Source organism: Vibrio sp. TRT 1302 (assembly GCF_050113875.1).
In the GTDB taxonomy this organism is placed as follows: domain Bacteria; phylum Pseudomonadota; class Gammaproteobacteria; order Enterobacterales; family Vibrionaceae; genus Vibrio.
The window spans coordinates 1-22597 of record NZ_JBNJOF010000015.1; the positions used below are offsets into that span (position 1 = coordinate 1).

At 45.6% G+C, this 22597-nt stretch carries 25 protein-coding genes and 1 pseudogene; 15 read left to right on the plus strand and 11 right to left on the minus strand.

Going from position 1 to position 22597, the window contains the following annotated elements:
• Nucleotides 1-136 precede the first annotated feature (136 nt).
• Complete coding sequence (locus ACQEXP_RS15540) at nucleotides 137-685, plus strand: gamma carbonic anhydrase family protein (RefSeq protein WP_426970838.1); 549 nt, start codon at nucleotides 137-139, stop codon at nucleotides 683-685.
• Here ACQEXP_RS15540 and ACQEXP_RS15545 read toward each other — a convergent pair.
• The 4 genes from ACQEXP_RS15545 to ACQEXP_RS15560 form a co-directional block, all read right to left on the minus strand.
• Nucleotides 678-944, minus strand: coding sequence for a DUF1488 domain-containing protein (locus tag ACQEXP_RS15545; RefSeq protein ID WP_426970840.1), 267 nt, complete (start codon nucleotides 942-944; stop codon nucleotides 678-680). The two genes, ACQEXP_RS15540 and ACQEXP_RS15545, sit on opposite strands and share 8 nt — an antisense overlap.
• A gap of 2 nt (nucleotides 945-946) precedes the next feature.
• On the minus strand, nucleotides 947-1780 hold the full coding sequence (gene aroE, locus ACQEXP_RS15550) for a shikimate dehydrogenase (RefSeq protein ID WP_426970842.1): 834 nt from the start codon (nucleotides 1778-1780) through the stop codon (nucleotides 947-949).
• Between the two features lie 75 nt (nucleotides 1781-1855).
• Nucleotides 1856-2773, minus strand: a complete 918-nt coding sequence (gene hemF, locus ACQEXP_RS15555) for an oxygen-dependent coproporphyrinogen oxidase (RefSeq protein ID WP_269378318.1) — start codon at nucleotides 2771-2773, stop codon at nucleotides 1856-1858.
• Between the two features lie 21 nt (nucleotides 2774-2794).
• On the minus strand, nucleotides 2795-3352 hold the full coding sequence (locus ACQEXP_RS15560; protein WP_269378316.1) for an L-threonylcarbamoyladenylate synthase: 558 nt from the start codon (nucleotides 3350-3352) through the stop codon (nucleotides 2795-2797).
• Nucleotides 3353-3544: 192 nt separating this feature from the next.
• Between ACQEXP_RS15560 and purE the strand changes: the two genes are divergently transcribed.
• Entirely contained in the window at nucleotides 3545-4030 is a 486-nt protein-coding gene (purE, locus tag ACQEXP_RS15565; protein ID WP_269378315.1) for a 5-(carboxyamino)imidazole ribonucleotide mutase, read from the plus strand.
• 4 nt (nucleotides 4031-4034) lie between these two features.
• Entirely contained in the window at nucleotides 4035-5168 is a 1134-nt protein-coding gene (locus tag ACQEXP_RS15570) for a 5-(carboxyamino)imidazole ribonucleotide synthase (RefSeq protein WP_426970845.1), read from the plus strand.
• A gap of 37 nt (nucleotides 5169-5205) precedes the next feature.
• Here ACQEXP_RS15570 and ACQEXP_RS15575 read toward each other — a convergent pair whose 3' ends face one another.
• From ACQEXP_RS15575 to dprA, 3 genes are read right to left on the minus strand one after another with little or no spacing between them, the layout of a single operon-like run.
• Nucleotides 5206-5790: a topoisomerase DNA-binding C4 zinc finger domain-containing protein gene (locus tag ACQEXP_RS15575; RefSeq protein ID WP_426970847.1), complete on the minus strand. Its 585-nt coding sequence runs from the start codon at nucleotides 5788-5790 to the stop codon at nucleotides 5206-5208.
• A gap of 15 nt (nucleotides 5791-5805) precedes the next feature.
• The gene (locus ACQEXP_RS15580) at nucleotides 5806-6285 is read right to left on the minus strand and encodes a DUF494 family protein (protein ID WP_269378311.1); all 480 of its coding nucleotides are present in this window, start codon (nucleotides 6283-6285) and stop codon (nucleotides 5806-5808) included.
• Between the two features lie 2 nt (nucleotides 6286-6287).
• On the minus strand, nucleotides 6288-7409 hold the full coding sequence (gene dprA / locus ACQEXP_RS15585) for a DNA-processing protein DprA (protein ID WP_426970849.1): 1122 nt from the start codon (nucleotides 7407-7409) through the stop codon (nucleotides 6288-6290).
• Nucleotides 7410-7690: 281 nt separating this feature from the next.
• On the opposite strand from dprA, the gene def reads away from it, so the two are divergent.
• The 6 genes from def to ACQEXP_RS15615 all read left to right on the plus strand — a co-directional run bounded on the left by def (nucleotide 7691) and on the right by ACQEXP_RS15615 (nucleotide 14002).
• Complete coding sequence (gene def / locus ACQEXP_RS15590) at nucleotides 7691-8209, plus strand: peptide deformylase (protein WP_138972826.1); 519 nt, start codon at nucleotides 7691-7693, stop codon at nucleotides 8207-8209.
• Between the two features lie 26 nt (nucleotides 8210-8235).
• The gene (gene fmt / locus ACQEXP_RS15595; protein WP_269378310.1) at nucleotides 8236-9183 is read left to right on the plus strand and encodes a methionyl-tRNA formyltransferase; all 948 of its coding nucleotides are present in this window, start codon (nucleotides 8236-8238) and stop codon (nucleotides 9181-9183) included.
• An 89-nt stretch (nucleotides 9184-9272) separates the two neighbouring features.
• A complete protein-coding gene (gene rsmB, locus ACQEXP_RS15600; protein WP_426970851.1) occupies nucleotides 9273-10553 on the plus strand; it encodes a 16S rRNA (cytosine(967)-C(5))-methyltransferase RsmB in 1281 nt (426 codons plus the stop codon).
• Between the two features lie 56 nt (nucleotides 10554-10609).
• The gene (gene trkA / locus ACQEXP_RS15605; RefSeq protein ID WP_269378308.1) at nucleotides 10610-11986 is read left to right on the plus strand and encodes a Trk system potassium transporter TrkA; all 1377 of its coding nucleotides are present in this window, start codon (nucleotides 10610-10612) and stop codon (nucleotides 11984-11986) included.
• Between the two features lie 9 nt (nucleotides 11987-11995).
• The gene (locus ACQEXP_RS15610; RefSeq protein ID WP_269378307.1) at nucleotides 11996-13441 is read left to right on the plus strand and encodes a TrkH family potassium uptake protein; all 1446 of its coding nucleotides are present in this window, start codon (nucleotides 11996-11998) and stop codon (nucleotides 13439-13441) included.
• Between the two features lie 9 nt (nucleotides 13442-13450).
• Complete coding sequence (locus tag ACQEXP_RS15615) at nucleotides 13451-14002, plus strand: DUF3157 family protein (protein ID WP_426970854.1); 552 nt, start codon at nucleotides 13451-13453, stop codon at nucleotides 14000-14002.
• On the opposite strand, the gene trhA is transcribed toward ACQEXP_RS15615, so the two are convergent.
• Together trhA and ACQEXP_RS15625 are read right to left on the minus strand one after the other, a co-directional pair.
• The gene (trhA, locus tag ACQEXP_RS15620) at nucleotides 13999-14652 is read right to left on the minus strand and encodes a PAQR family membrane homeostasis protein TrhA (RefSeq protein ID WP_426970855.1); all 654 of its coding nucleotides are present in this window, start codon (nucleotides 14650-14652) and stop codon (nucleotides 13999-14001) included. The two genes, ACQEXP_RS15615 and trhA, sit on opposite strands and share 4 nt — an antisense overlap.
• Before the next feature lie 92 nt (nucleotides 14653-14744).
• On the minus strand, nucleotides 14745-15542 hold the full coding sequence (locus tag ACQEXP_RS15625) for a sporulation protein (protein ID WP_426970857.1): 798 nt from the start codon (nucleotides 15540-15542) through the stop codon (nucleotides 14745-14747).
• Nucleotides 15543-15834: 292 nt separating this feature from the next.
• Here ACQEXP_RS15625 and ACQEXP_RS15630 point away from each other — a divergent pair, with 292 nt between their 5' ends.
• From ACQEXP_RS15630 to ACQEXP_RS15650, 5 genes are all read left to right on the plus strand, one after another.
• Nucleotides 15835-16002, plus strand: a complete 168-nt coding sequence (locus ACQEXP_RS15630) for a hypothetical protein (protein ID WP_269378302.1) — start codon at nucleotides 15835-15837, stop codon at nucleotides 16000-16002.
• 98 nt (nucleotides 16003-16100) lie between these two features.
• Entirely contained in the window at nucleotides 16101-16367 is a 267-nt protein-coding gene (locus ACQEXP_RS15635; RefSeq protein WP_138972833.1) for a YihD family protein, read from the plus strand.
• A 253-nt stretch (nucleotides 16368-16620) separates the two neighbouring features.
• Nucleotides 16621-18039, plus strand: a complete 1419-nt coding sequence (gene ccoG, locus ACQEXP_RS15640; protein WP_269378300.1) for a cytochrome c oxidase accessory protein CcoG — start codon at nucleotides 16621-16623, stop codon at nucleotides 18037-18039.
• Nucleotides 18040-18091: 52 nt separating this feature from the next.
• Nucleotides 18092-19078 (plus strand): serine/threonine protein kinase, encoded by a 987-nt coding sequence (locus ACQEXP_RS15645; RefSeq protein ID WP_426970907.1) that lies wholly within the window; start codon nucleotides 18092-18094, stop codon nucleotides 19076-19078.
• 27 nt (nucleotides 19079-19105) lie between these two features.
• Entirely contained in the window at nucleotides 19106-19708 is a 603-nt protein-coding gene (locus ACQEXP_RS15650; protein ID WP_426970859.1) for a thiol:disulfide interchange protein DsbA/DsbL, read from the plus strand.
• Between the two features lie 57 nt (nucleotides 19709-19765).
• On the opposite strand, the gene ACQEXP_RS15655 is transcribed toward ACQEXP_RS15650, so the two are convergent.
• Entirely contained in the window at nucleotides 19766-20650 is an 885-nt protein-coding gene (locus ACQEXP_RS15655) for an acyltransferase (RefSeq protein ID WP_426970861.1), read from the minus strand.
• Between the two features lie 182 nt (nucleotides 20651-20832).
• On the opposite strand from ACQEXP_RS15655, the gene ACQEXP_RS15660 reads away from it, so the two are divergent.
• Nucleotides 20833-21816 (plus strand): DUF2860 domain-containing protein, encoded by a 984-nt coding sequence (locus tag ACQEXP_RS15660; RefSeq protein ID WP_426970863.1) that lies wholly within the window; start codon nucleotides 20833-20835, stop codon nucleotides 21814-21816.
• Between the two features lie 45 nt (nucleotides 21817-21861).
• Here the strand turns inward: ACQEXP_RS15660 and ACQEXP_RS15665 are convergent.
• A pseudogene (locus ACQEXP_RS15665) lies at nucleotides 21862-22479 on the minus strand (ATP-binding protein); the annotation flags it as partial.
• Nucleotides 22480-22597: the final 118 nt, after the last annotated feature.

Below are 22597 nucleotides of genomic sequence, written 5' to 3' on the forward strand. Positions count from 1 at the left end.
CCATCACATTGGCAAGTGCTTTTTTCAGTTTTTTTTGATTTTTTTGCTGTTTGGGTATTTTCTATTCAAAACCATCTGTTTTTGTCACTTTTCTACGCCAATAACGGCAAATTCCCCCTTCTTACTAGGAGATAAAATGAGCTCTCTGCGCAGTTATAAAGGTATCAAGCCCCAAATCGGTCAACGCGTCTATATAGATAGTAGTTCTATTTTAGTTGGCGACATTCAAATTGGCGATGACTCTAGCGTTTGGCCTTTAGTTGCCGCTCGCGGAGACGTTAACCATATCCATATTGGCGAACGTACTAATATCCAAGACGGAAGCGTCCTTCATGTTACGCATAAGAACGCGGCCAACCCAGAAGGCTATCCTCTTATTATTGGCAATGACGTAACCATAGGTCACAAGGTGATGCTTCATGGCTGTACCATCAAAGACCGTGTTTTAGTTGGTATGGGCGCAATCGTACTGGATGGTGTTGTAATAGAAGATGAGGTAATGATAGGAGCAGGCAGTCTGGTTCCACCCGGAAAGGTTTTGCAAAGCGGTTATCTTTATGTAGGCAGCCCAGTCAAACAAGCACGCCCTCTTAATGATGCCGAACGTGCTTTCTTGCAAAAGTCTGCAGATAACTATGTACAGAACAAAGAGGACTACCTGCATCAGGTAGAAGACCTTAACTAGTTACCTCTACTTTTCCATCAGCGTTGAACTCTTCATCTTCGATAAGCTGCTCGGCAAGTTCCTCTAGATCAAAACGATATTGAGCAAATAGGTCTAGGGCTTGCTGAGCATTGTTGATGGTTTGTCCGGATAATTTTTCCAATTCAGCCTGAGTAACGACACATTCAATCAGTGCCCCAGCCTGCTGAGCAGGGAACGTCATCTCTTTATGTTGCTCATCCCAAGACTGTAGTTCTGGAAATAGGATCGACTGATTCAATTTTACATTCCTTCTAGATTCTTACGCAGTTCGCGCAGAATTTGTTTGGTGCCAGGTCTAAGTCCGCGCCACAACATAAAACTTTCTGCGGCCTGACCAACCAACATACCTAAGCCATCGTAGGCAGCGGCTACCTTATTATCTATAGCCCATTGATTAAACGCTGTGTTGCCAGCACCGTACATCATGTCGTAGACATGAGTGTGCTTAGTAAATATATCAGGAGAGATTTCAGGGAGTTCACCACTTAGACTCGCCGACGTAGAGTTAATCACCACATCAAAACCATCATTTATCTCTGACATTGCTGCGGAATGGACTCGTCCATATGGGGAAAACATCTCTTCAAGTTGTAACGCCTTTGAGAATGTTCGGTTGGTAATAACTATTTCACTTGGTTGTTGATCAAGTAATGGCTTTATTACCCCTCTCGCTGCGCCACCTGCACCAATGATTAGTATTCGCGCATCTTTCAGCGGCACTTGGTGTTGCAACAGATCTTGTACCAACCCTTCCCCATCGGTGTTGTCACCAATGATTTCACCATCATCTAGCTTCTTTAGGGTATTAACCGCACCAGCGAGTTTCGCTCGCTCAGTAAGTCGTGTCGCGAATTGGTAAGCATCTTCTTTGAACGGCACTGTCACATTGCACCCTTTACCACCATTGGCAAAAAATACCTCAGCGCTACTGACAAACTCCCCGACCGGTGCAAGTTCAGCAGTATAGGTGAGAGACTGGTTAGTCTGGCGGGCAAATAGAGTGTGAATAAATGGTGATTTACTGTGTCCAATGGGATTACCAAAAACGGCATAACGATCTATTTGCTGTGTCATATCCTTACCTGCAGAAATAAAAAAGGCCAACTTAGTTAAGTTGACCCTATCACTATCTATATAAGGAAGAAAGCCTTACCACTCTCTTGGTTTAAGGTAATGATCATAGAGCTCTGCTTCCGGTGAGTTAGGTTCAACTTGATAAGCATACTCCCAACGCGCAAGCGGAGGCATCGACATAAGGATCGACTCAGTACGGCCACCACTTTGCAGGCCAAACAGAGTGCCACGGTCAAACACTAAGTTGAACTCAACATAGCGACCTCGGCGATATAACTGGAACTGACGTTCACGCTCGCCATATGCAGTCTCTTTACGACGCTCGATAATAGGTAAATAAGCTTGGGTATAACCTTCACCTACCGCTTTGATGTAATCGAAACACTTATCAAACTCCCAGTGGTTAAGATCATCAAAGAACAGACCGCCAACACCTCGTGTTTCATCGCGATGAGGTAGATAGAAGTAGCGGTCACACCATGCCTTATGCTCAGAGTAAACATCGCTACCGAATGGTGCACACACTTCTTTAGCCGTATTGTGCCAGTACTGGGCATCTTCTTCGAATGGGTAGAATGGCGTTAAATCGAAGCCACCGCCGAACCACCAGATAGGTTCTTCACCCTCTTTCTCGGCAATAAAGAAACGCACATTAGCATGAGAAGTTGGTACATATGGGTTATTCGGGTGCATAACCAAAGAGACACCCATCGCTTCAAAGCGACGCCCAGCAAGTTCAGGGCGATGTGCTGTAGCAGATGCAGGCATTTCTTTGCCTTCAACATGGGAGAAGTTAACGCCACCTTGCTCAAATACCGCACCATCTTTCATGACACGAGTACGACCGCCCCCGCCCAATTTCTCTCCAGGTTCACGGTGCCATTCATCTTCGACAAACACCGCTTGTCCATCAGCCTCTTCCAATTGCTGACAAATTGAATCCTGAAGTTTCATTAAAAACTGCTTAACCGCTAGTTTATCTATGGCTGACATACGACTTCCTTTACTGCAGGGTTATCCCTGTCTTAATACTTGTGAGGTTTTAGCATCGCGAATCTCACTGGGTTTATTACGCCCCCCAGTTTCCCCCTCCAAGACAGCAACCAATTGGCTACCCAATTGCTGGTAGACTTCATCAGTCGTCATACAAGGTGGCTGACCGGTCAAGTTCGCGCTGGTAGAGGTTAACGGCTTTCCAAATGCATTACACATCTTTTGTACCAAAGGATGATCACTCACACGAACTGCAATCGAATTATATTGACCACAAACCCAGACAGAGACTTTATCACTACAAGGCATAATCCAAGTTACCGGTCCTGGCCAACTTTGCTTTACTTGCTCTAACTGCTTTGGCGTTAACTGAGATTCATCAATATAAGGCAACAACTGCTGATAACTTGCTGCGATGAGGATCAGCCCTTTGTCCTTTGGTCTCTGTTTGAGTTTTAGTAGCTTATCTATTGCTTGAGGACTGTCGGGATCGCATCCGACCCCAAACACGCCTTCGGTTGGGTAAGCGATGACTTCACCATTACGCAAAGCGCTGAGCGCCTTATCAAAGTTATCCACCAAGTCACTTCCTATTAATCATCAATCAGAACAAGTGTACAAACATTCGCAACCACACACTAAAGCTATTTATCGACAAATTCATAGGCGTCGCTTTTAAACCCAACGCAAACGTTTGCTTCAGTCAAAAATCCCCGTATAATGCGCTCAAATTATTTGCTCACTATTCTATGTGCTTTGAAGGAGTTTGAGATGAAAGTCGGTATCATCATGGGTTCAAAATCAGATTGGCCAACAATGAAGCTAGCCGCAGAAATGCTAGACAAGTTTGGCGTTGAGTACGAAACCAAAGTTGTGTCAGCGCACCGTACCCCTCAGCTTCTTGCAGATTACGCAACCAACGCAAAACAACGCGGGCTAAAAGTGATTATTGCTGGCGCAGGTGGCGCTGCACATCTACCAGGTATGGCGGCAGCCTTTACATCTCTACCTGTACTGGGTGTACCGGTTCAGTCTCGTGCACTGAGTGGATTGGATTCACTGTACTCAATCGTTCAGATGCCAAAAGGAATTGCTGTTGGTACTCTTGCTATTGGTGAGGCTGGTGCAGCAAACGCAGGCATTCTCGCCGCTCAAATCCTAGGTACTCACGATGAAGAGATCATGGCGAAAGTGGAAGCTTTCCGTCGTGAGCAAACAGAAACCGTTCTAGCAAACCCAAATCCAGCAGAGGATTAAGTCGATGCATGTTTTAGTGTTAGGTGCAGGCCAACTGGCACGAATGATGTCACTTGCTGGCGCACCTCTTAACATTGAGATCTCTGCCTACGATGTCGGTAGTGAAAATATTGTTCACCCACTAACACAAGCTGTTATTGGCCACGGGTTGGAAAATGCGATTGAACAAGCGGATGTCATCACCGCAGAGTTTGAACATATTCCACATCCTATTCTTGAGATCTGCGAGCAAAGCGGAAAGTTTCTCCCATCAACACAAGCGATTAAAGCTGGCGGCGATCGCCGACTTGAAAAATCGCTTCTCGATCAAGCAGATGTTCGTAACGCTAAGTATTATGTGATAGAGACGCGCGAAGATTTCGATCAGGCTATCGACCATGTCGGTATTCCAATGGTACTCAAGAGTGCATTAGGTGGCTATGATGGAAAAGGCCAATGGCGTTTGAAAGAGATGGCTCAAGTAGACCAAATCTGGAATGAGATGGCTGATTGCATTGCGGCAACGCCTACACAAGCAATCGTTGCCGAACAGTTTGTTCCTTTCAACCGAGAAGTCTCTTTGGTTGGCGCTCGTGGTAAAGATGGTTCAATCGCCGTCTACCCACTCGCAGAGAACATCCACACAGACGGCGTGCTGACTCTCTCAACCGCGATTGCAGATACTGAACTGCAAGAACAAGCAAAGGCGATGTTTACTGCGGTCGCAGAGCGACTCGAGTATGTAGGCGTATTAGCGCTGGAGTTTTTTGATGTCGACGGTACCCTGCTGGTCAATGAAATCGCCCCACGAGTACACAACTCAGGTCACTGGACTCAACAAGGTGCAGAAACCTGTCAGTTTGAAAACCATCTACGTGCAGTGTGTGGCTTACCACTTGGCAGCACAAAACTGATTCGTTCGACCTCAATGATCAACATCTTAGGTGAAGATACATTACCAACAGAAGTGCTTGCGATGGATGGGTGTCATATTCACTGGTACGGCAAAGAGAAACGTGCTGGGCGCAAGATGGGGCATATCAATGTCTGTGGAGACTACAACGGTGAGCTTCAGCGTAAATTATGTGCACTGGCCAACCTACTTGATAAGCAAGCGTTTCCTGCGGTGCATGAATTTGCCGAGCACTTCTCGGAATAGAGAATAAGAAGCAAAACGGCGCTTTATGCGCCGTTTTTTATTGCTCTGATTGGGTATGGTGACACTTCCGATTTGCGCACTGGCGCTTGTTGCCACTGGCGAGTTTCTTCTCGACTAATAGTGGATAACCACATTGCTCGCAACTGCCTGCAACTGGGGGTTGATTCAAGGCAAACTTGCATTTTGGATAGTTGTCACAGGCATAAAAGAGTTTACCAAAGCGCGTCTTACGTTCGACAAGCTGCCCTTTATGACATTCAGGACAAGTGTACGTTTGTGGCGTTTGCTCTTCTTTTGGCTTTTCGAGCGACTCAATATGTTGGCACAGGGGATAGTGACTGCATCCAATGAACATGCCATAGCGACCCTGACGCAAAACCAGTTCATTACCGCACTCTGGGCACGCTACCCCTAGCTCTTTAACGATATGGCCATCATTTTGATGCAATGGCTTAATGTAGTCGCAGGCCGGATACTGGTTGCAACCGAGAAAAGGACCATGCTTACCATGACGAAGCTGAAGTTCACCCTCACGGTGCTGTTCCTGACACTTAGGACATGCTTGATGCTCTAACGCATGTTCATGGGCAGAGAACAGCTGATGATCTATTTTGTTACTCATATCTACTCTTGAAGATTAATGCAGAATACCTTGCTCTTTGGTATACAACAGCTCTTCCATAAGCGTATAAGCGTTTTCATTACCTGGCACATTAAATAGCACCATCAACACAATCCATTTCAGATCGTCTAACTCAAACTCATCGGTTTCTAAACCCATAATGCGGTCGATAACCATTTCACGAGTTTCTGTCGTCAACACATTAACCTGCTCTAAAAAGGTTAAAAAGCCACGACATTCAAGGCTCAGACGTTCACACTCTTTAGCCGTATAAATACGAGTTGAGTTTGAAGTGCTACACACTGAAATCGCCGAGTGAGTTTCACTTTGCTGCAGTGCTGCTAACTCTTCTAGCCAGACGAGAGCTTTGTATATGTCTTTTTGATGAAAACCAGCGCGAAGAAGCTCTTCTTCTAGCTCATCTTGATTGACCTGTAAATCTGCATCGCTATGGATGTAGGTCTCGAATAGATACATTAGGATATCCATCATCATAGCTAGCCCCTCCCCTTAAGAATATAGCCACCACTAACTGCAACAACATGCCCTGAGAGCTCAAGCTCCAAGAGCTGCATCATGACTTCCTGCACAGGTATATTGGTCCTGTTTGCAAGAATATCAACTGGTGTAGCCTTACTTCCTACGTTAGCTAACAGCTGAGGAAATGGCAATTGTTCTTTACCACCAATTTCATTGAATAGTTCATTTTGAATCGGAGGCTCACTTTTGTTAGACCACTGCAAAAGCGTTTCTACTTCACTCACAATGTCATCCACCGTTAATACCAAGCAAGCCCCCTGTTTAATCAGAAGGTTACACCCCCTCGCGTTCACATTGTGAATTGAACCTGGCAAGGCAAACACTTCTCGACCTTGTTCAAGAGCGTAACGAGCAGTAATGAGGGAACCACTCTTTTCCGCCGCCTCGACAACCAAAACACCCACAGAAAGACCACTAATTATTCTGTTACGACGTGGAAAGTGTGCCGACTTCGGCTTTGCGTGAGGATGCAATTCAGAAATAAGCGCGCCTCCTGCATCAATAATTCGCCCCGCCAAATCACGGTGGCGTGCCGGATAAACGGTCTGTAGACCACACCCTAGAACAGCAAGAGTTTGTCCGCCTCCCTGTAGAGCACCATCATGTGCGTATCCATCGACCCCAAGAGCTAGCCCACTGGTCACAGCTAAACCCTGCTTCACCAAATGCTTGGCAAACTGACGAGCCGTATTAAGCCCTTCATGACTGGCGGATCGACTGCCCACTATCGCTATTTGAGGTTGCGACAAGCTCGCAACACTCCCTTTAACAAATAAAATTGCGGGTGAACCTGAAGCCTGTTTTAAAAGTTCGGGATAACCTTGATCAAGCAATGTGACAATGTGGTTATTGCCCGCCAGCGCCTGCCATTCAAAACACTGCTCTACGTCTTTCAGCGCGCGATAGTGAAGATAGTCAACCTGCCTGTCGTTCATTCCTAGCGCTAACAAGGCGGTAGCTTTAGAGGTAACGATATTGATTGGAGAATCATATTCCAATAAGCGAGTAAAGCTCTTAGGACCAATTCCGGGAGTAAAATACAGTGACAACCAAGCACTGAGTTCTTCATCAGATACCACTGCTATTCCTTGATGTTTTACAAGCTCGCCTTAGGGGCACGTAGGCAGCTTGAAGTTTAAGGATTTCCTACCCCGTAAATATGCACCAAGCACTCAATCACTTAACAAAACCACCACAATTACCACCTCTAGTTGCTTGGTTTTGTCATCGACATCACTAGCTTCATGAACAAGATGCGACTCAAAAAGCCGCATTGATGCTGTCATTTGAGATGTAAAATGTCTAGAATTGAGCCAACAAGGTTTATCCTGATTTGGCACAGTTCAACATTCGAGTGTATATGTCTGTATTACAAGTATTAACATTCCCAGATGATCGCCTGCGCACAGTGGCAAAGCCCGTAGAAGCAGTGACACCTGAGATTCAAAAGTTCGTTGATGACATGATTGAAACCATGTACGACGAAGAAGGTATCGGCTTGGCAGCAACCCAAGTAGATTTCCACCAACGTATCGTTGTTATCGATGTTTCCGATACCCGTGACGAACCTATGGTTCTGATCAACCCAGAAATTATCGAAAAACGCGGTGAAGATGGCATTGAAGAAGGCTGTCTATCGGTTCCTGGCGCACGTGCACTGGTGCCACGAGCGGCTGAAGTAACGGTAAAAGCACTTAATCGTGATGGCGAAGAATTCACTTTTGAAGCTGACGATCTATTAGCTATTTGTGTTCAGCATGAGCTTGACCACTTAGAAGGCAAACTTTTTGTAGATTATCTTTCGCCTTTAAAGCGTAAACGCATCCAAGACAAGCTTGCGAAAATTAAACGCTTCAACGAGAAAAATACGAACGCTTAATAGCTAACTAATAGAAGGAAGGTACCTTGAGCAAACCTTTAAAAATTGTTTTTGCTGGTACTCCGGATTTCGCCGCCCGTCACTTGGCGGCGTTGTTGTCTTCGGAGCACGAGATCATTGCTGTTTACACTCAACCAGATCGCCCAGCGGGTCGAGGTAAGAAGCTGACAGCAAGCCCAGTTAAAAATATCGCTCTTGAGCATAACATTCCGGTATATCAGCCAGAAAACTTCAAATCAGATGAAGCGAAACAAGAATTGGCAGAACTCAATGCCGATCTCATGGTTGTGGTTGCTTACGGTCTGCTTCTGCCTCAAGTGGTACTCGATACACCAAAACTCGGTTGTATTAACGTTCACGGTTCAATTCTTCCACGCTGGCGTGGTGCGGCTCCGATTCAACGCTCGATTTGGGCGGGTGACAAAGAGACTGGCGTGACCATCATGCAAATGGATATCGGCCTTGATACTGGCGATATGCTAAAAATTGCCACTCTACCCATTGAGGCTAACGACACCAGCGCATCAATGTACGAGAAGTTGGCGGAACTTGGTCCTCAAGCTTTGGTGGAATGCCTGACAGATATCGCGAATGGTACGGCTGTGGCAGAAAAACAAGACGATGAACTGGCAAACTACGCGAAAAAACTCAGCAAAGAAGAAGCTCGTATCAACTGGAATGATGAGGCTGAACACATCGAGCGTTGCGTCCGTGCGTTCAATCCTTGGCCAATGAGCCACTTTGATGCCGCTGAAAATAGCATCAAAGTTTGGCAAAGCCGTGTTGAAGAGCAAACTTCAGCGAAACCTGCTGGCACAATTTTGCAAGCAGACAAGTCTGGTATCTATGTCGCGACAAGCAAAGGTGTACTTGTTCTAGAACAGCTACAGATACCGGGTAAAAAAGCCATGCCAGTACAAGACATTCTTAACTCTCGTGCAAACTGGTTTGAAGTGGGTAGCGTACTTAGCTAGTCCCCGTTCGAGCCCAGTCATTATCATTGGGCTCACTATTACGAACTTTTCGAGAGCAGAGATGCTCTCGCACCATTAAGGTACTCAACATGAATGTTCGCGCTGCTGCAGCCAACGTCCTATTCCAAGTGGTCGACAAAGGTCACTCTCTTTCGAGCGCACTCCCTGCGGCTCAACAAACTATCAAGCCTCGTGACCACGCACTATTACAAGAAATTTGTTATGGCGCATTACGTTACCTCCCACGTTTGGAATCCATTGCCAACGAGTTGATGGATAAGCCGCTCAAAGGTAAACAACGAGTCTTTCACCACCTGATTCTGGTTGGTATCTACCAACTTAGCTTTATGCGTATTCCCGCGCATGCGGCGGTAGGTGAAACGGTAGAGGGAACAAACACTCTTAAAGGCCCACGTCTACGCGGCTTGATCAACGCAGTTTTACGTAATTATCAGCGCAATCAGGAAGAGTTAGACGCTATAGCGGTGAGTCACAATGCTGGCAAATATGGTCATCCAAGTTGGCTACTGAAGTTACTGCAAGAGAGCTATCCTGAGCAGTGGCAAGAGATTGTTGAAGCGAACAACAACAAAGCGCCGATGTGGCTACGTGTTAACCACCAGCACCACTCGCGTGATGAGTACCTTGAATTACTTAAAAATGAAAACATTGATAACACGATTCATAGTGAAGCCAAAGACGCCGTAAAATTGGCCGCCCCATGTGACGTGACAAAACTGCCTGGCTTTGAAAAAGGTTGGGTGTCTGTTCAAGATGCGGCTGCGCAGTTATCGATTAACTACCTAACACCGCAAGATGGCGAACTGATCTTAGACTGTTGTGCGGCCCCTGGCGGTAAAACAGCACACATTCTGGAACACACTCAGGGTTGTGAAGTGGTTGCCATTGATTGCGACGATACACGTTTGAAGCGCGTTCACGATAACTTGCAGCGTTTGAACCTCAAAGCCAAAGTGATTTGCGGTGACGCACGAAATCCGCAAGATTGGTGGCAAGGCGAGCAATTTGATCGCATTCTACTCGATGCACCTTGTTCTGCGACTGGCGTTATCCGTCGTCACCCTGATATCAAGTGGTTACGCCGAGCTGACGACATTGCAGCCTTGGCTGAGCTACAAAGCGAAATCCTTGATGCTATGTGGCAACAACTGAAGCCGGGCGGCACACTAGTGTATGCAACCTGTTCAATCACGCCTCAAGAGAACAAGGAGCAGGTGAAAGCTTTCCTTGCTCGCACTTCAGACGCTCAGTTACAAGGTTCAGATGTGAGTAACCCTGGACGTCAGATTTTGCCAGGTGAAGAGGATATGGATGGATTCTATTACGCCATCCTAACTAAGAACGCGTAAGTGATATGGCGGCAGCAACCCTGTCGCCTTTTTAAGTAGTTAAACGAGAAAACGGTATGAAAATCATCATTCTTGGTGCGGGTCAAGTTGGCGGCACGTTGGCAGAAAACCTTGTCGGTGAGAACAACGACATAACCATCGTCGATAAAGACTCAGATCGTCTACGTGAGCTTCAAGACAAATACGATCTCCGTGTGGTTAATGGTCATGCAAGTCACCCAGACGTACTGCGCGAAGCTGGTGCACAAGATGCTGATATGTTGGTTGCAGTAACCAACATGGATGAAACTAACATGGCAGCTTGTCAGGTGGCTTTTTCTCTGTTTAATACGCCAAACCGTATCGCTCGTATTCGTTCACCAGAATACCTCGCTGAAAAAGAAGCACTATTCCAATCTGGCGCCGTACCCGTCGATCATTTAATTGCACCTGAAGAACTCGTCACCAGCTACATTGAACGCTTGATCCAGTATCCAGGTGCTTTGCAGGTTGTGAGCTTTGCCGAACAAAAAGTCAGCCTAGTAGCGGTGAAAGCCTATTACGGTGGCCCATTAGTGGGTAATGCGCTGTCGGCATTGCGTGAACACATGCCGCATATCGATACTCGTGTAGCGGCGATTTTCCGTCAAGGTCGACCTATCAGACCTCAGGGCACAACCATTATCGAGGCTGATGATGAAGTATTCTTTGTCGCCGCCAGCAATCATATCCGCTCAGTCATGAGTGAACTGCAACGTCTTGAAAAACCTTATCGTCGTATCATGATCGTCGGCGGGGGTAACATCGGTGCCAGCCTAGCGCGTCGTCTTGAGCAGTCATACAGCGTCAAACTTATTGAACGAAGCTATCAGCGAGCTGAAAAGCTATCTGAAGAACTAGAGAACACCATTGTTTTCTGTGGCGATGCTGCCGACCAAGAATTGCTAGCGGAAGAGAACATCGATCAGGTTGATGTATTTATTGCTTTAACCAACGAAGATGAAACCAACATTATGTCAGCCATGCTCGCCAAACGTATGGGAGCAAAGAAGGTAATGGTGTTGATCCAACGCGGGGCCTATGTTGACCTTGTACAAGGCGGTGTTATCGACGTTGCGATCTCGCCACAACAGGCAACAATATCCGCACTGCTAACCCACGTGCGTCGAGCGGATATTGTCAACGTATCTTCACTACGTCGTGGAGCCGCTGAAGCAATCGAAGCAATCGCCCACGGCGATGAAACCACGTCCAAGGTGGTTGGCCGAGCGATTGGCGACATCAAACTACCACCGGGTACCACTATCGGCGCAATCGTTCGTGGTGAAGAGGTACTCATTGCCCATGACCGTACGGTTATCGAACAGGATGATCACGTAGTGATGTTCCTCGTGGATAAGAAGTACGTACCAGACGTAGAAGCACTATTCCAGCCAAGTCCATTCTTCCTATAGGCTCGGGTTATGGTTAACTTTCGTCCCGTACTTTTTGTAATAGGGTTAGTACTTTCTAAACTAGCCCTATTTATGTACGTCCCTACCTTAGTCGCCTTTATCACTGGTACTTCGGGTTTTCTCGAATTTGGTCAAGCTGTGCTAATCACCCATTTAGCCGCCTTCTGTTGCCTGAGTGTTGGGCGAACGAGAGACTTTAAACTCAGTGTGCGTGACATGTTTCTGATCACCAGTTTGGTATGGACTATCGCCAGTGCTTTTGCCGCCTTACCATTCGTGTTTATCAATCACATCAGTTTCACTGACGCCTACTTTGAAACCATGTCCGGTATTACTACCACAGGTTCGACTGTACTTAGTGGTTTAGACACCATGGCACCAAGTATTCTACTGTGGCGATCTATATTACAGTGGCTTGGTGGTATCGGCTTTATCGTAATGGCTGTTGCGGTTCTTCCAATGTTAAACGTTGGTGGTATGAAGCTATTCCATACCGAATCATCCGACTGGTCAGATAAAAGTAGCCCAAGAGCTAAAACAGTGGCTAAAAACATTGTTGCGGTTTATCTGGCGTTAACGGGTTTGTGTATTGTTGGCTACCTGATAACAGGAATGAATCTGTTTGAGGCCATTAACCATGCCTTTACCACGCTATCGACTGGTGGCTACTCCACTTCTGATGGTTCAATGAACCACTTCTCAAATGGCGCTCATTGGGTCGCGACCTTGTTTATGTTTTTAGGTGGGCTGCCCTTCTTGCTGTTCGTTGCCGTCATCAGAAAACGTCGATTGAATGAGTTACTCAATGATGCTCAGGTGCGTGGATTCACTTACTTATTTCTTATAAGCAGCCTCATTATATCGGCTTGGTTGGTGATTCGAGATGGCTACGCGGTGCTCGATGCCCTACGCGTATCTATGTTTAACATCGTCTCCGTTGTCACGACCACCGGATTTGGTCTTGAAGATTTCACCGCTTGGGGAGCTCTGCCAACCACTCTATTTGCGTTCTTAATGATGGCAGGCGCCTGTTCCGGTTCTACCTCTGGCGGCATCAAAGTTTTCCGCTTTCAGATTGCTGTCACCCTACTCAACAAGCAGATGATGAAACTAATTCACCCTTCTGGTGTATTTGTTCAACGCTACAACAACCGTCCGGTCAATGATGATATCGTGCGTTCAGTCGTGGCTTTCGGCTTAACTTTTTTTATCACTATTATCGCGATTGCTGGGGGACTGAGTGCCATGGGCCTTGACCCAATTACCAGTATTTCTGGCTCTATTACTGCCGTTGCAAACGTTGGACCTGGGATGGGTTCTATTATCGGACCAACAGGCAACTTTGCTCCCCTACCTGACGCTGCTAAATGGCTACTCAGCCTAGGAATGTTAATGGGACGCTTAGAGATACTGACTCTACTGGTACTTTTCTTCCCTGCCTTCTGGCGACGTTAAGGAATAAATATGAAAACGACGATTGGACTTTCATGCTTGCTTGCGAGCACCATGATTTACGCGGCGCAGACAGTCACTCTTGCAGATGGACGCCAAGTACAGTTGAATGATGATTTTACTTGGCAATACATAGTTGAAGCGGCAACTGATACACCGTCTATCCCAGTGAAAACCATCGCGGCAATTCCTGTGATTAACCGACAAGTGGGCAGCGTAATTCAACTTGGTAGCCCAAAACCCGTAATGCAGCTATCTGATTCTGGCGTCGATGTACTACTTGGCGCCGCACAGTATCAATCAGATCAGTTGGTTATTGAGACCTCTTTGACTAACCAAAGCACCCAGTCTGTGGTACTGGTTGAAGTAGAGGTAGAGTTATTAAACCTGTCTGGAGAGGTTATCTCTGAACAAACATTTTCGGTTTGGACTTCCATCAAACGCCTTGCTGATACCTACCTAAGGCCTCAACAAGCCGTCGCAGGTAAAACAATCAAGATCCCTGTTGAACGCGCTGAACAGTACCAAATCAACGCAAAAATCATCAAAGTCGAAACCCGTTAAACAGGATCGACATAAAGATAAATCGCGAAAAAATGGCATGCGCATCCTGCTAAAACAAAACCATGCCAGATTGCATGATTGTAGGGGATGCGTTTAGCAACATAGAAGATCACACCCAACGAATAGATCACTCCACCAGCAGCAAGCAAAGTGAGCCCTCCAAGCGCTAAATGCATCGCTAATTGATAAATCACTATCAATGACAACCAACCCATGATCAGATACGTGGCAAGAGAAAGTCGTTTAAACCGATAGACAAACGCCATCTTCATAATGATGCCAAACAGAGCAATACTCCAAATCACCACCATCAAACTGATTGCTAAAGGTGTACGCAAACTCACCAGAAGAAACGGTGTGTAGCTACCCGCTATAAGTAAGTAGATAGCGCAATGGTCGAAAGTTTTAAGCGCTCGTTTCGCTTTTTGATAGGGGACGGCATGGTAGAGAGTAGAAGCAAGAAACAGCACAATCATGCTGCCGCCGTAAATACTCATGCTGGTAATTGTCAGCGCATCGGCGTTGTGTTCTGTAGATTTGAGCAGTAACAGTACCAAGCCAACAATACTCAGCACCATTCCTAAAGCATGGGTGCTCGTATTGGCAAACTCTTCTTTAACACTGTATGCAGCGGCTGGATTCGCAGACATTTGACCTTACTCTTGAGTAACGATTGGAATAATTACTCAGGAGTATGGCATATTAGGCTTACACTTGTAAGCTGAAAATGGTTAATTTTTGGTTAAGAGTGGTTATCCAAATACTCGATCACTTTCTGCCCCGCTTCTTGAGCTGATGTATGCAGCGGAATCGACATCTGACGCTTAAGATCACCGATACCCAGTAAGCTTGCGAGCATACCTTTAGCACCTTCTCGATGGCGATCAATCTCAAACCACATTTGCAGCTCGTCTTCACTACGATAAGCAACCACTTCTAACTCTCGCCAGCGACCGTGAAACGGCCCCGTGGTTGGCACGAACTCAAACTCCTGCACAAACGGCATGGCAAAACCATCGACAGCTTCACATTCCACCTGACGAATACGTAAACCTTGTTCTTCCAGTGCTGTAAAAATGCCATCTAGTAGAGGATCAGGTCGTACCGTCAAGATATCTTTATCGGTTGGATCTTTAGCCATTGCGATATCTAGACCTGTTTCAAGCCAGACTTTGGAATCACCAATCGTGACGGGCGTATTCCAAGGCACATCAAGTTCGACAGAGAAGTCTCGACTTTCACCCGGTTCAATGGTGAACGCATATGGAAGTGACCACTCAGCTAACGCATAACTTGCCGGAACACGGCGCATTCGCCCTGCATTGGCTTTATCTTTATCGTGGTTAGCCGGAACCTCTTTGATATAGCGGCAGTATAGCTTGAGATCGATGTTATCAATCTCTTGCGCAGTCGAGCCACCGTAGACATGAATCGTAATATTGAGTTTTTGTCCCGGATACAGCACTTCTTGCTGAAGCACAGAGTCAACCTTTGCTGAGCCAATACCAAACGTCGCCAGCGTTTTCTTAAACAACGACATACATACCTCCTTGGCAAACACGAGACCATAACAATGTTTCATACTAATCTTGTTTGCTGTCTCACTACTAGTGACTTGTTCACATTATTGCAGCATCTACACATCGATTACATATCGACCAATCTTACTGATAATGCTAATCTATTTATTGATGTGCTTGCATATCAATATTCCTGATTAATTATTTGGATTGGCGTGCGCCAGAAGAGCCAAACTTCAGTAATGGAGCTCAACTCATAGTTAATCAGGCCATTACATTGGCAATGGATATGCCTGACAGTTAGGTAACTCGATGCGCCCAACAGCAGTCAGGTTTTCGCACACAAATCGTAGTGCGATGCGCCGTCGTAGTGGTTTTGCGACCGCTCCAATGGCAAAACAAGTCGCTACTACCATGACTTTAGTTGAAAAAACAGCCTTGATGGCTGCCGCTTCTCCTAAAGTGGTTAAAGCAGCTTAATTAAAAAGCGCAGTCTAGGCTGCGCTTTTTTCTTACCTTCTCCGCACCTATTTGATACCTTTAGCGACAAATCATTATAAGTTGTGTGGAGAAAGCCAATGAAATGCCATCGAATTGAAGAACTGCTCGAACTGCTAGAACCTGAGTGGCAAAAAGATCAGGAAATGAACCTGCTGCAGTTTATCGTCCAACTGGCGCAAGAAGCGGGTTACCATGGGAAACTTGAAGAGTTGACCGATGACGTACTGATCTACCACCTTAAAATGCGCAACAGCAGCAAAGATGAAATGATCCCAGGTCTGAAAAAAGACCAAGAAGATGATTTTAAAACGGCGATTTTACGCGCGCGTGGGATCATCGACTAAAAAAGAGCTCTCCCAAAGGCGACCAGTGGTCGCTTTTTTTATACGCACACAGCTCTTAAAACCCAAACTGTTAGGCGATTTATTTATAAAACTGTAATGATTTTTGTTGTTAAAGGTTGATAGTGTTAAAGAAATAATAATGTTATAGCGTATATAATCGCCGCCCATAAGAGATTACTAAAATAATAGTCAGCAATGTCTACTGAGCGAGAACATAAGAAATCTCGCCAATTAGCCTAAAGAAGGAAGCGTAATGAGTCAGGATAAAATCGATATCAAAGATGTGACTCCCAAGACCTTTAACCCTAAGACTCATAAAACTAAGGGTGACAGGTTTAACCCAAGCAACCGAATCTATGTTCGCGAAAGTAAAGGTACCTTTCAAAAATTACGCCGCTATGGCGGTTGGTTCCTACTGCTATTTTTCGCCCTAATTCCTTGGATCTCTTACGGCGACCGACAAGCCATCTTGTTAGACATTGGCCATCAGCAGTTTAACTTTTTCGGTACAACCCTTTACCCGCAAGACCTCACACTACTTGCACTGCTGTTTATGATCGCCGCATTTGGCCTATTTTTCCTCACAACCTTCTTAGGCCGCGTATGGTGTGGCTACCTCTGTCCACAAACCGTCTGGACCTTTATGTACATATGGTTTGAAGAGAAGCTCGAAGGCAGTGCGAATAAACGTCGCAAACAAGACTCTGGCAAGCTCACAGCTAATCTTGCAATGCGCAAAACAGCAAAACATCTCGCTTGGTGGGCGATTGCGCTGGCCACAGGCTTTACTTTTACTGGCTACTTTGTGCCAATCAAAGAACTCGTCGTAGGCTTTTTCACCTTTAACGCTGAGTTCTGGCCAGTATTCTGGGTGTTGTTCTTTGCAATTTGTACCTATGCCAACGCAGGTTGGATGCGCTCAATTATGTGTATTCACATGTGCCCATACGCTCGCTTCCAGTCAGCCATGTTCGACAAAGATACCTTTATCGTCGGTTATGACACGAAACGTGGAGAAACACGTGGCCCTCGCTCGCGCAAAGCCGATCCAAAAGCACTAGGCTTGGGTGATTGTATTGACTGTGACCTGTGTGTGCAGGTTTGCCCTACAGGTATCGATATTCGTGATGGTCTACAGTACGAATGTATCAACTGTGGTGCCTGTATTGATGCGTGTGACAACACGATGGAACGAATGGGCTATGACAAAGGATTGATCAGCTACACGACCGAACATCGTTTATCTGGCAAGCACACCAAGGTCGCTCGTCCTAAACTGATCGGTTATGGTGCCGTTCTACTCGTTATGATTGGTCTGTTTTTTGTTCAAGTCGCTAGCGTCGATCCTGCGGGTCTAAGCGTACTCCGCGATCGTAACCAGTTATTCAGAGTGAATGGGCTGGGTGAAGTTGAAAACACATACACTCTAAAGATCATCAATAAAACTCAGCAACAGCAAGAGTATCAGCTCAATGTTGAAGGACTTAGTGATGTCTCTTGGTATGGAAAACAGACGGTACAGGTAGCTCCTGGTGAGGTACTTAACCTTCCGATGAGCCTAGGTGTTAACCCTGACAAACTCAGCTCTCCTGTTTCAACAATTCAGTTTATACTGTCCGACAGCGAAGACTTCACTATTGCCGTAGAAAGTCGCTTCATTAAGAAGCTCTAGATTGTCTACTCACCCAATGGAAAGAGGCTCAGCAATGAGCCTCTTTTATTTTATGACACAGCAAGCCTTTAACTTTGATGCATTAACGCCTGACTTTATGTGGTATGCCCTCGAGAGCATCGGTATACGCGCCGAATCGGGATTCTTGGCACTCAACAGTTATGAAAACCGCGTCTATCAGTTCACTGATGAAGAACGCCAACGCTATGTGGTTAAGTTCTACCGACCTGAACGCTGGAGTCAGGAACAGATTCAGGAAGAACATAATTTTACGCTTGAGCTGATCGAATCAGAAATTCCCGTCGCTCCACCAGTCATCATTAATGGTCAAACTCTGCATCACTATCAGGGGTATCTATTTGCCCTGTTTGCCAGTGTTGGTGGCCGTCAATTTGAAGTGGATAACCTAGAACAATTGGAAGGGGTTGGCCGTTTCTTAGGTCGTATCCACAAAGTCGGCTCAAAGCAGGTATTTAAACACAGACCCACTATTGGTCTCGAAGAGTATGTTTATCAGCCGCGCAAGTTACTGCAAAACTCAACCTTTATTCCCATGCATTTGGAAAACGCCTTTTTCAATGATCTTGACCTACTGATCAGCAATCTCGAGACGCACTGGACGGATTCCACTAGCATGATACGTCTGCATGGCGATTGTCACCCAGGCAACATTCTGTGGAGAGATGGTCCTATGTTCGTCGACCTTGACGACGCTCGCAATGGCCCAGCAATTCAGGATCTATGGATGCTACTGAGTGGTGATCGGGCAGATAAAATAATGCAACTCGACATCATCTTAGAAGCGTATCAAGAGTTTAATGACTTTAATCTCAATGAATTGAAACTAATCGAACCTTTGCGTGGTCTACGTATGGTGCACTATATGGCATGGCTAGCAAAAAGATGGCAGGATCCGGCATTTCCTCTCGCCTTTCCATGGTTTAATGATCCAAAATATTGGGAAAGTCAGGTTCTCGGGTTCAAAGAGCAAATATCTGCCCTCAATGAATCACCACTTTCACTCATGCCACAGTGGTAACAACAATAATTACACATGGAGTTAAGAATGAAAAAGCTGTTTGCACTCGTCGCAACAATGATGCTGAGCTTATCGGCTCACGCTGCACAATTTAGTCAAGGTGAACACTATAAAGTCCTTGAACTTGAAGCTTCAAAGAAACCGACAGTGACTGAGTTTTTCTCCTTCTACTGCCCCCACTGTAATAGCTTTGAGCCTATCATTCAGCAGCTAAAAACGCAGCTACCTAAAGATGCTAAGTTCCAGAAGAACCACGTCTCTTTTATGGGTGGCAACATGGGAGAGTCTATGAGCAAGGCTTACGCCACCATGATTGTGCTAAAGCTCGAAGACAAGATGACACCTGTGCTGTTTGACCGAATTCATAACATGCGCAAAGCACCAAAGAACGATGAAGAACTACGTCAAATCTTCCTTGATGAAGGTGTCGATGCAGACAAGTTTGATGCTGCGTTCAATGGTTTCGCTGTGGATTCTATGGTTCGTCGTTTCGACAAGCAGTTCAAAGATAGCGGTCTTTCAGGTGTGCCAGCCGTTGTGGTCAACAACAAATACTTAGTACAAGCTCAATCGATTAAAACGCTTGATGAATACTTTGCATTGGTCAACTACCTACTGACACTGAAGTAATCGCTACAGTTCAAAAAAAGGGAGCCTATGGCTCCCTTTTTAATCCCAATGATGTAATTACTTTTCCTGATGCAACTCCTTGAGCACGGCATCTTTTTCCTTCCAAACATCCCCTAGCCATTGCTGAAACTGACGTTTATACGGTTTGTCGTTAAAGTAATCACCTCGCACTTTTTCATCAACGGGCAGAACCTGGGTACGAACCACTATTCTTTGCATTCTTCCCATCAAAGCATCTTTAAATGGCTTTTCTATATTGTCAGGGTAAGCCAGTGTGACATCGATAATATTATCAAACTGATCGCCCATCGCCGCTAACGTGTAGGCAATACCACCTGTTTTAGGTTGGAGCAGATATTCGTAGCCAGCTGTACTCTTACGCTGCTTTTGCGGTGTAAAACGTGTCCCCTCTACGTAATTCACCACTGTTGTCGGCGTGTGTTTAAATTTGGCACATGAACGACGAGTGGTTGCTAGATCCTGACCACGCTTTTCCGGATGACGAATCAGATACTCCCGCGAATAACGACGCATAAATGGCATATCCAAAGCCCAGCAAGCCATTCCGATGAAAGGAACATAGAGTAATTGTTGTTTAAGAAAAAACTTGGGCATTGGAATGCGATCTTTAAACACGCAGCACAACACGACAATATCAGTCCAACTCAGGTGGTTACTGATCATCAAATACCAACCGTCTTTCTTTAGCTCATCTCCTCCTTGAACATCCCATTCAACTTGGTTCGAAACATTCAGAATGGCCGAGTTAATCGTCGCCCATAACCACATCACTTTATTGGCTAATTGGGTGCCTTTCGCTTTCAACGCCGCAGTTGGAAGAAGAAGCTTGAATATAGCGATAATACAGATAGCTACCGAACACAAAGCTGAGTTTAAGATAACTAAGGAAACATTCAGAATAAGAAGTAAATGTGCCAACATAACGCTTAATAATGAGATTTGAAGAAAATTTAATATAGTTTTACTAATGGATAATAAAACAGCGTGTAATTATACAAGCCATTGGAAAGTTTGAAACTAATCTGGCTATGGTCAGAGTAGTTAATCAACACTATTTCCGGTGATGTCACCTTATTTAGCATTACACTTTTGGAGAACCCACAATGAGCACCAAACCTATCATGCTCTCAGCTGCCATTTTCTGCGCTGCTCCAGCAATGGCCCAACTGTCAGACACCGCTGGTATCAGTGGTGAAATTTCGTTGAGCGCCGGTTACCTTTCTTCAACATCCAATTTCAATACCGATGCCAACGCAACCATTAATGACAACACCCAAAAAGGCGAAAGTGACAGCAGTTTTATACCTGTACCTCTTGGTAGCATCGCCTATACGTTTGGAAGCCAGTTAGATAAACAGTTATATGTGGGTACATCTCGAGAAGATATTGCAGTAGGTACCTTAGCGTTAGAGTTGGGCTATAAGCAACTTCTGGCAAATGGAACAGTGATAGATGCCTCTTTCCTACCGACAATCATGTCTGGTGAAACGTGGTCAGATCCTTTTAAAACAGGTTCGGCAAGAAGCGTGACAGATGAGAAAGGCAATGCCTTCCGTCTAAAATTCAGCAATATCAATAATTCGGGCTTTAGCTTGGACACTGCTTATGCCAGTCAGGAAGTAGAGAACGAACGTTCAGGTTTAGATTCTGGCTACGTGTCATCCGCTCACCTTTTAAAACGAGATGCAGACAAACTCTACCTAAAGGGCGACTATCGGATGCGCATCCAACCCGGTACGTTTTTAGCACCCTCTATTACTTTCGTAAAATCGGATGCTGAAGGGGATGCCTATTCCTTTACTTCATGGGGAGGCGAACTATCCCTATTTAAAGTAATTGAGCGTCACCAGTTTGCTCTCACAGCTGGCTACACGCACTTCAGTTACGATGCATCTAATCCGGTTTACAATACAACGCGTGCTGATGATGAATTTAGCCTGTTTGCGGCCTATGAGTACCAACAATTAATGGGTTTACCTGATTGGTCTCTGATCTCTTTTGCTGGCTATGGACAAAAAGACTCAAACATCAACTTTTACGAAGAACAACAGTTAATATTCTCCGTAGGTGTTAACTACAAGTTCTAAGCATCGGGAAGCCCACGGAGCACCTTCCGTGGGCTTCCATTCAATCTATACCGCTTGTGCGGTAAGTTGTCGCAGCAATCGGTCCATAGAACGATAACCAAGAGCCTCAGCAAGATGATTACGCTCTATTTGAGGTGAACCTTCTAAATCAGCAATGGTACGGGCGACTTTAATGATTCGGTGATACGCACGAATCGATAGACCCAATCGATGCAAAGCATTTTCTAGAAACTGCGCATCCTGCTTTTGCAGTGGACAATAACTCTCGATTTCTCGACTAGTGAGTAAAGCGTTAACCTTGTTGGCACGCGAGAGCATTTTTTCACGCGCTAGCAACACACGCTGTTTGACAACCGAGGTCGACTCTCCTCTATCACCCCCCTCTGCTAGTGTCCCCTTTGGTAAGGCAGGGATTTCCAACGACATATCAAATCGGTCAAGTAAAGGCCCGGACAAACGACTCAAATAACGCAAAATAACTTGTGGGTTAGCTCGAGATAAATTGCCCTCGTAATACCCCGTAGGACTAGGGTTCAAAGCGCCAACCAACTGAAATCGTGCCGGAAATCGCGTTTTCCCTTGCGCGCGTGAAATAATAATTTCACCAGACTCAAGAGGTTCCCGCAAAGAATCCAACACTTTGCGTTCAAATTCTGGCATTTTCCTAATACCGGTTTTAAGTTAGAAATGTTATCAATTAGATACTAGTGATCTTGTCAGGGTTAGTGGGACACATTGCTTCAGATGCTAGCGAAACGATAGGTGGCTGCATCTAGTTTTT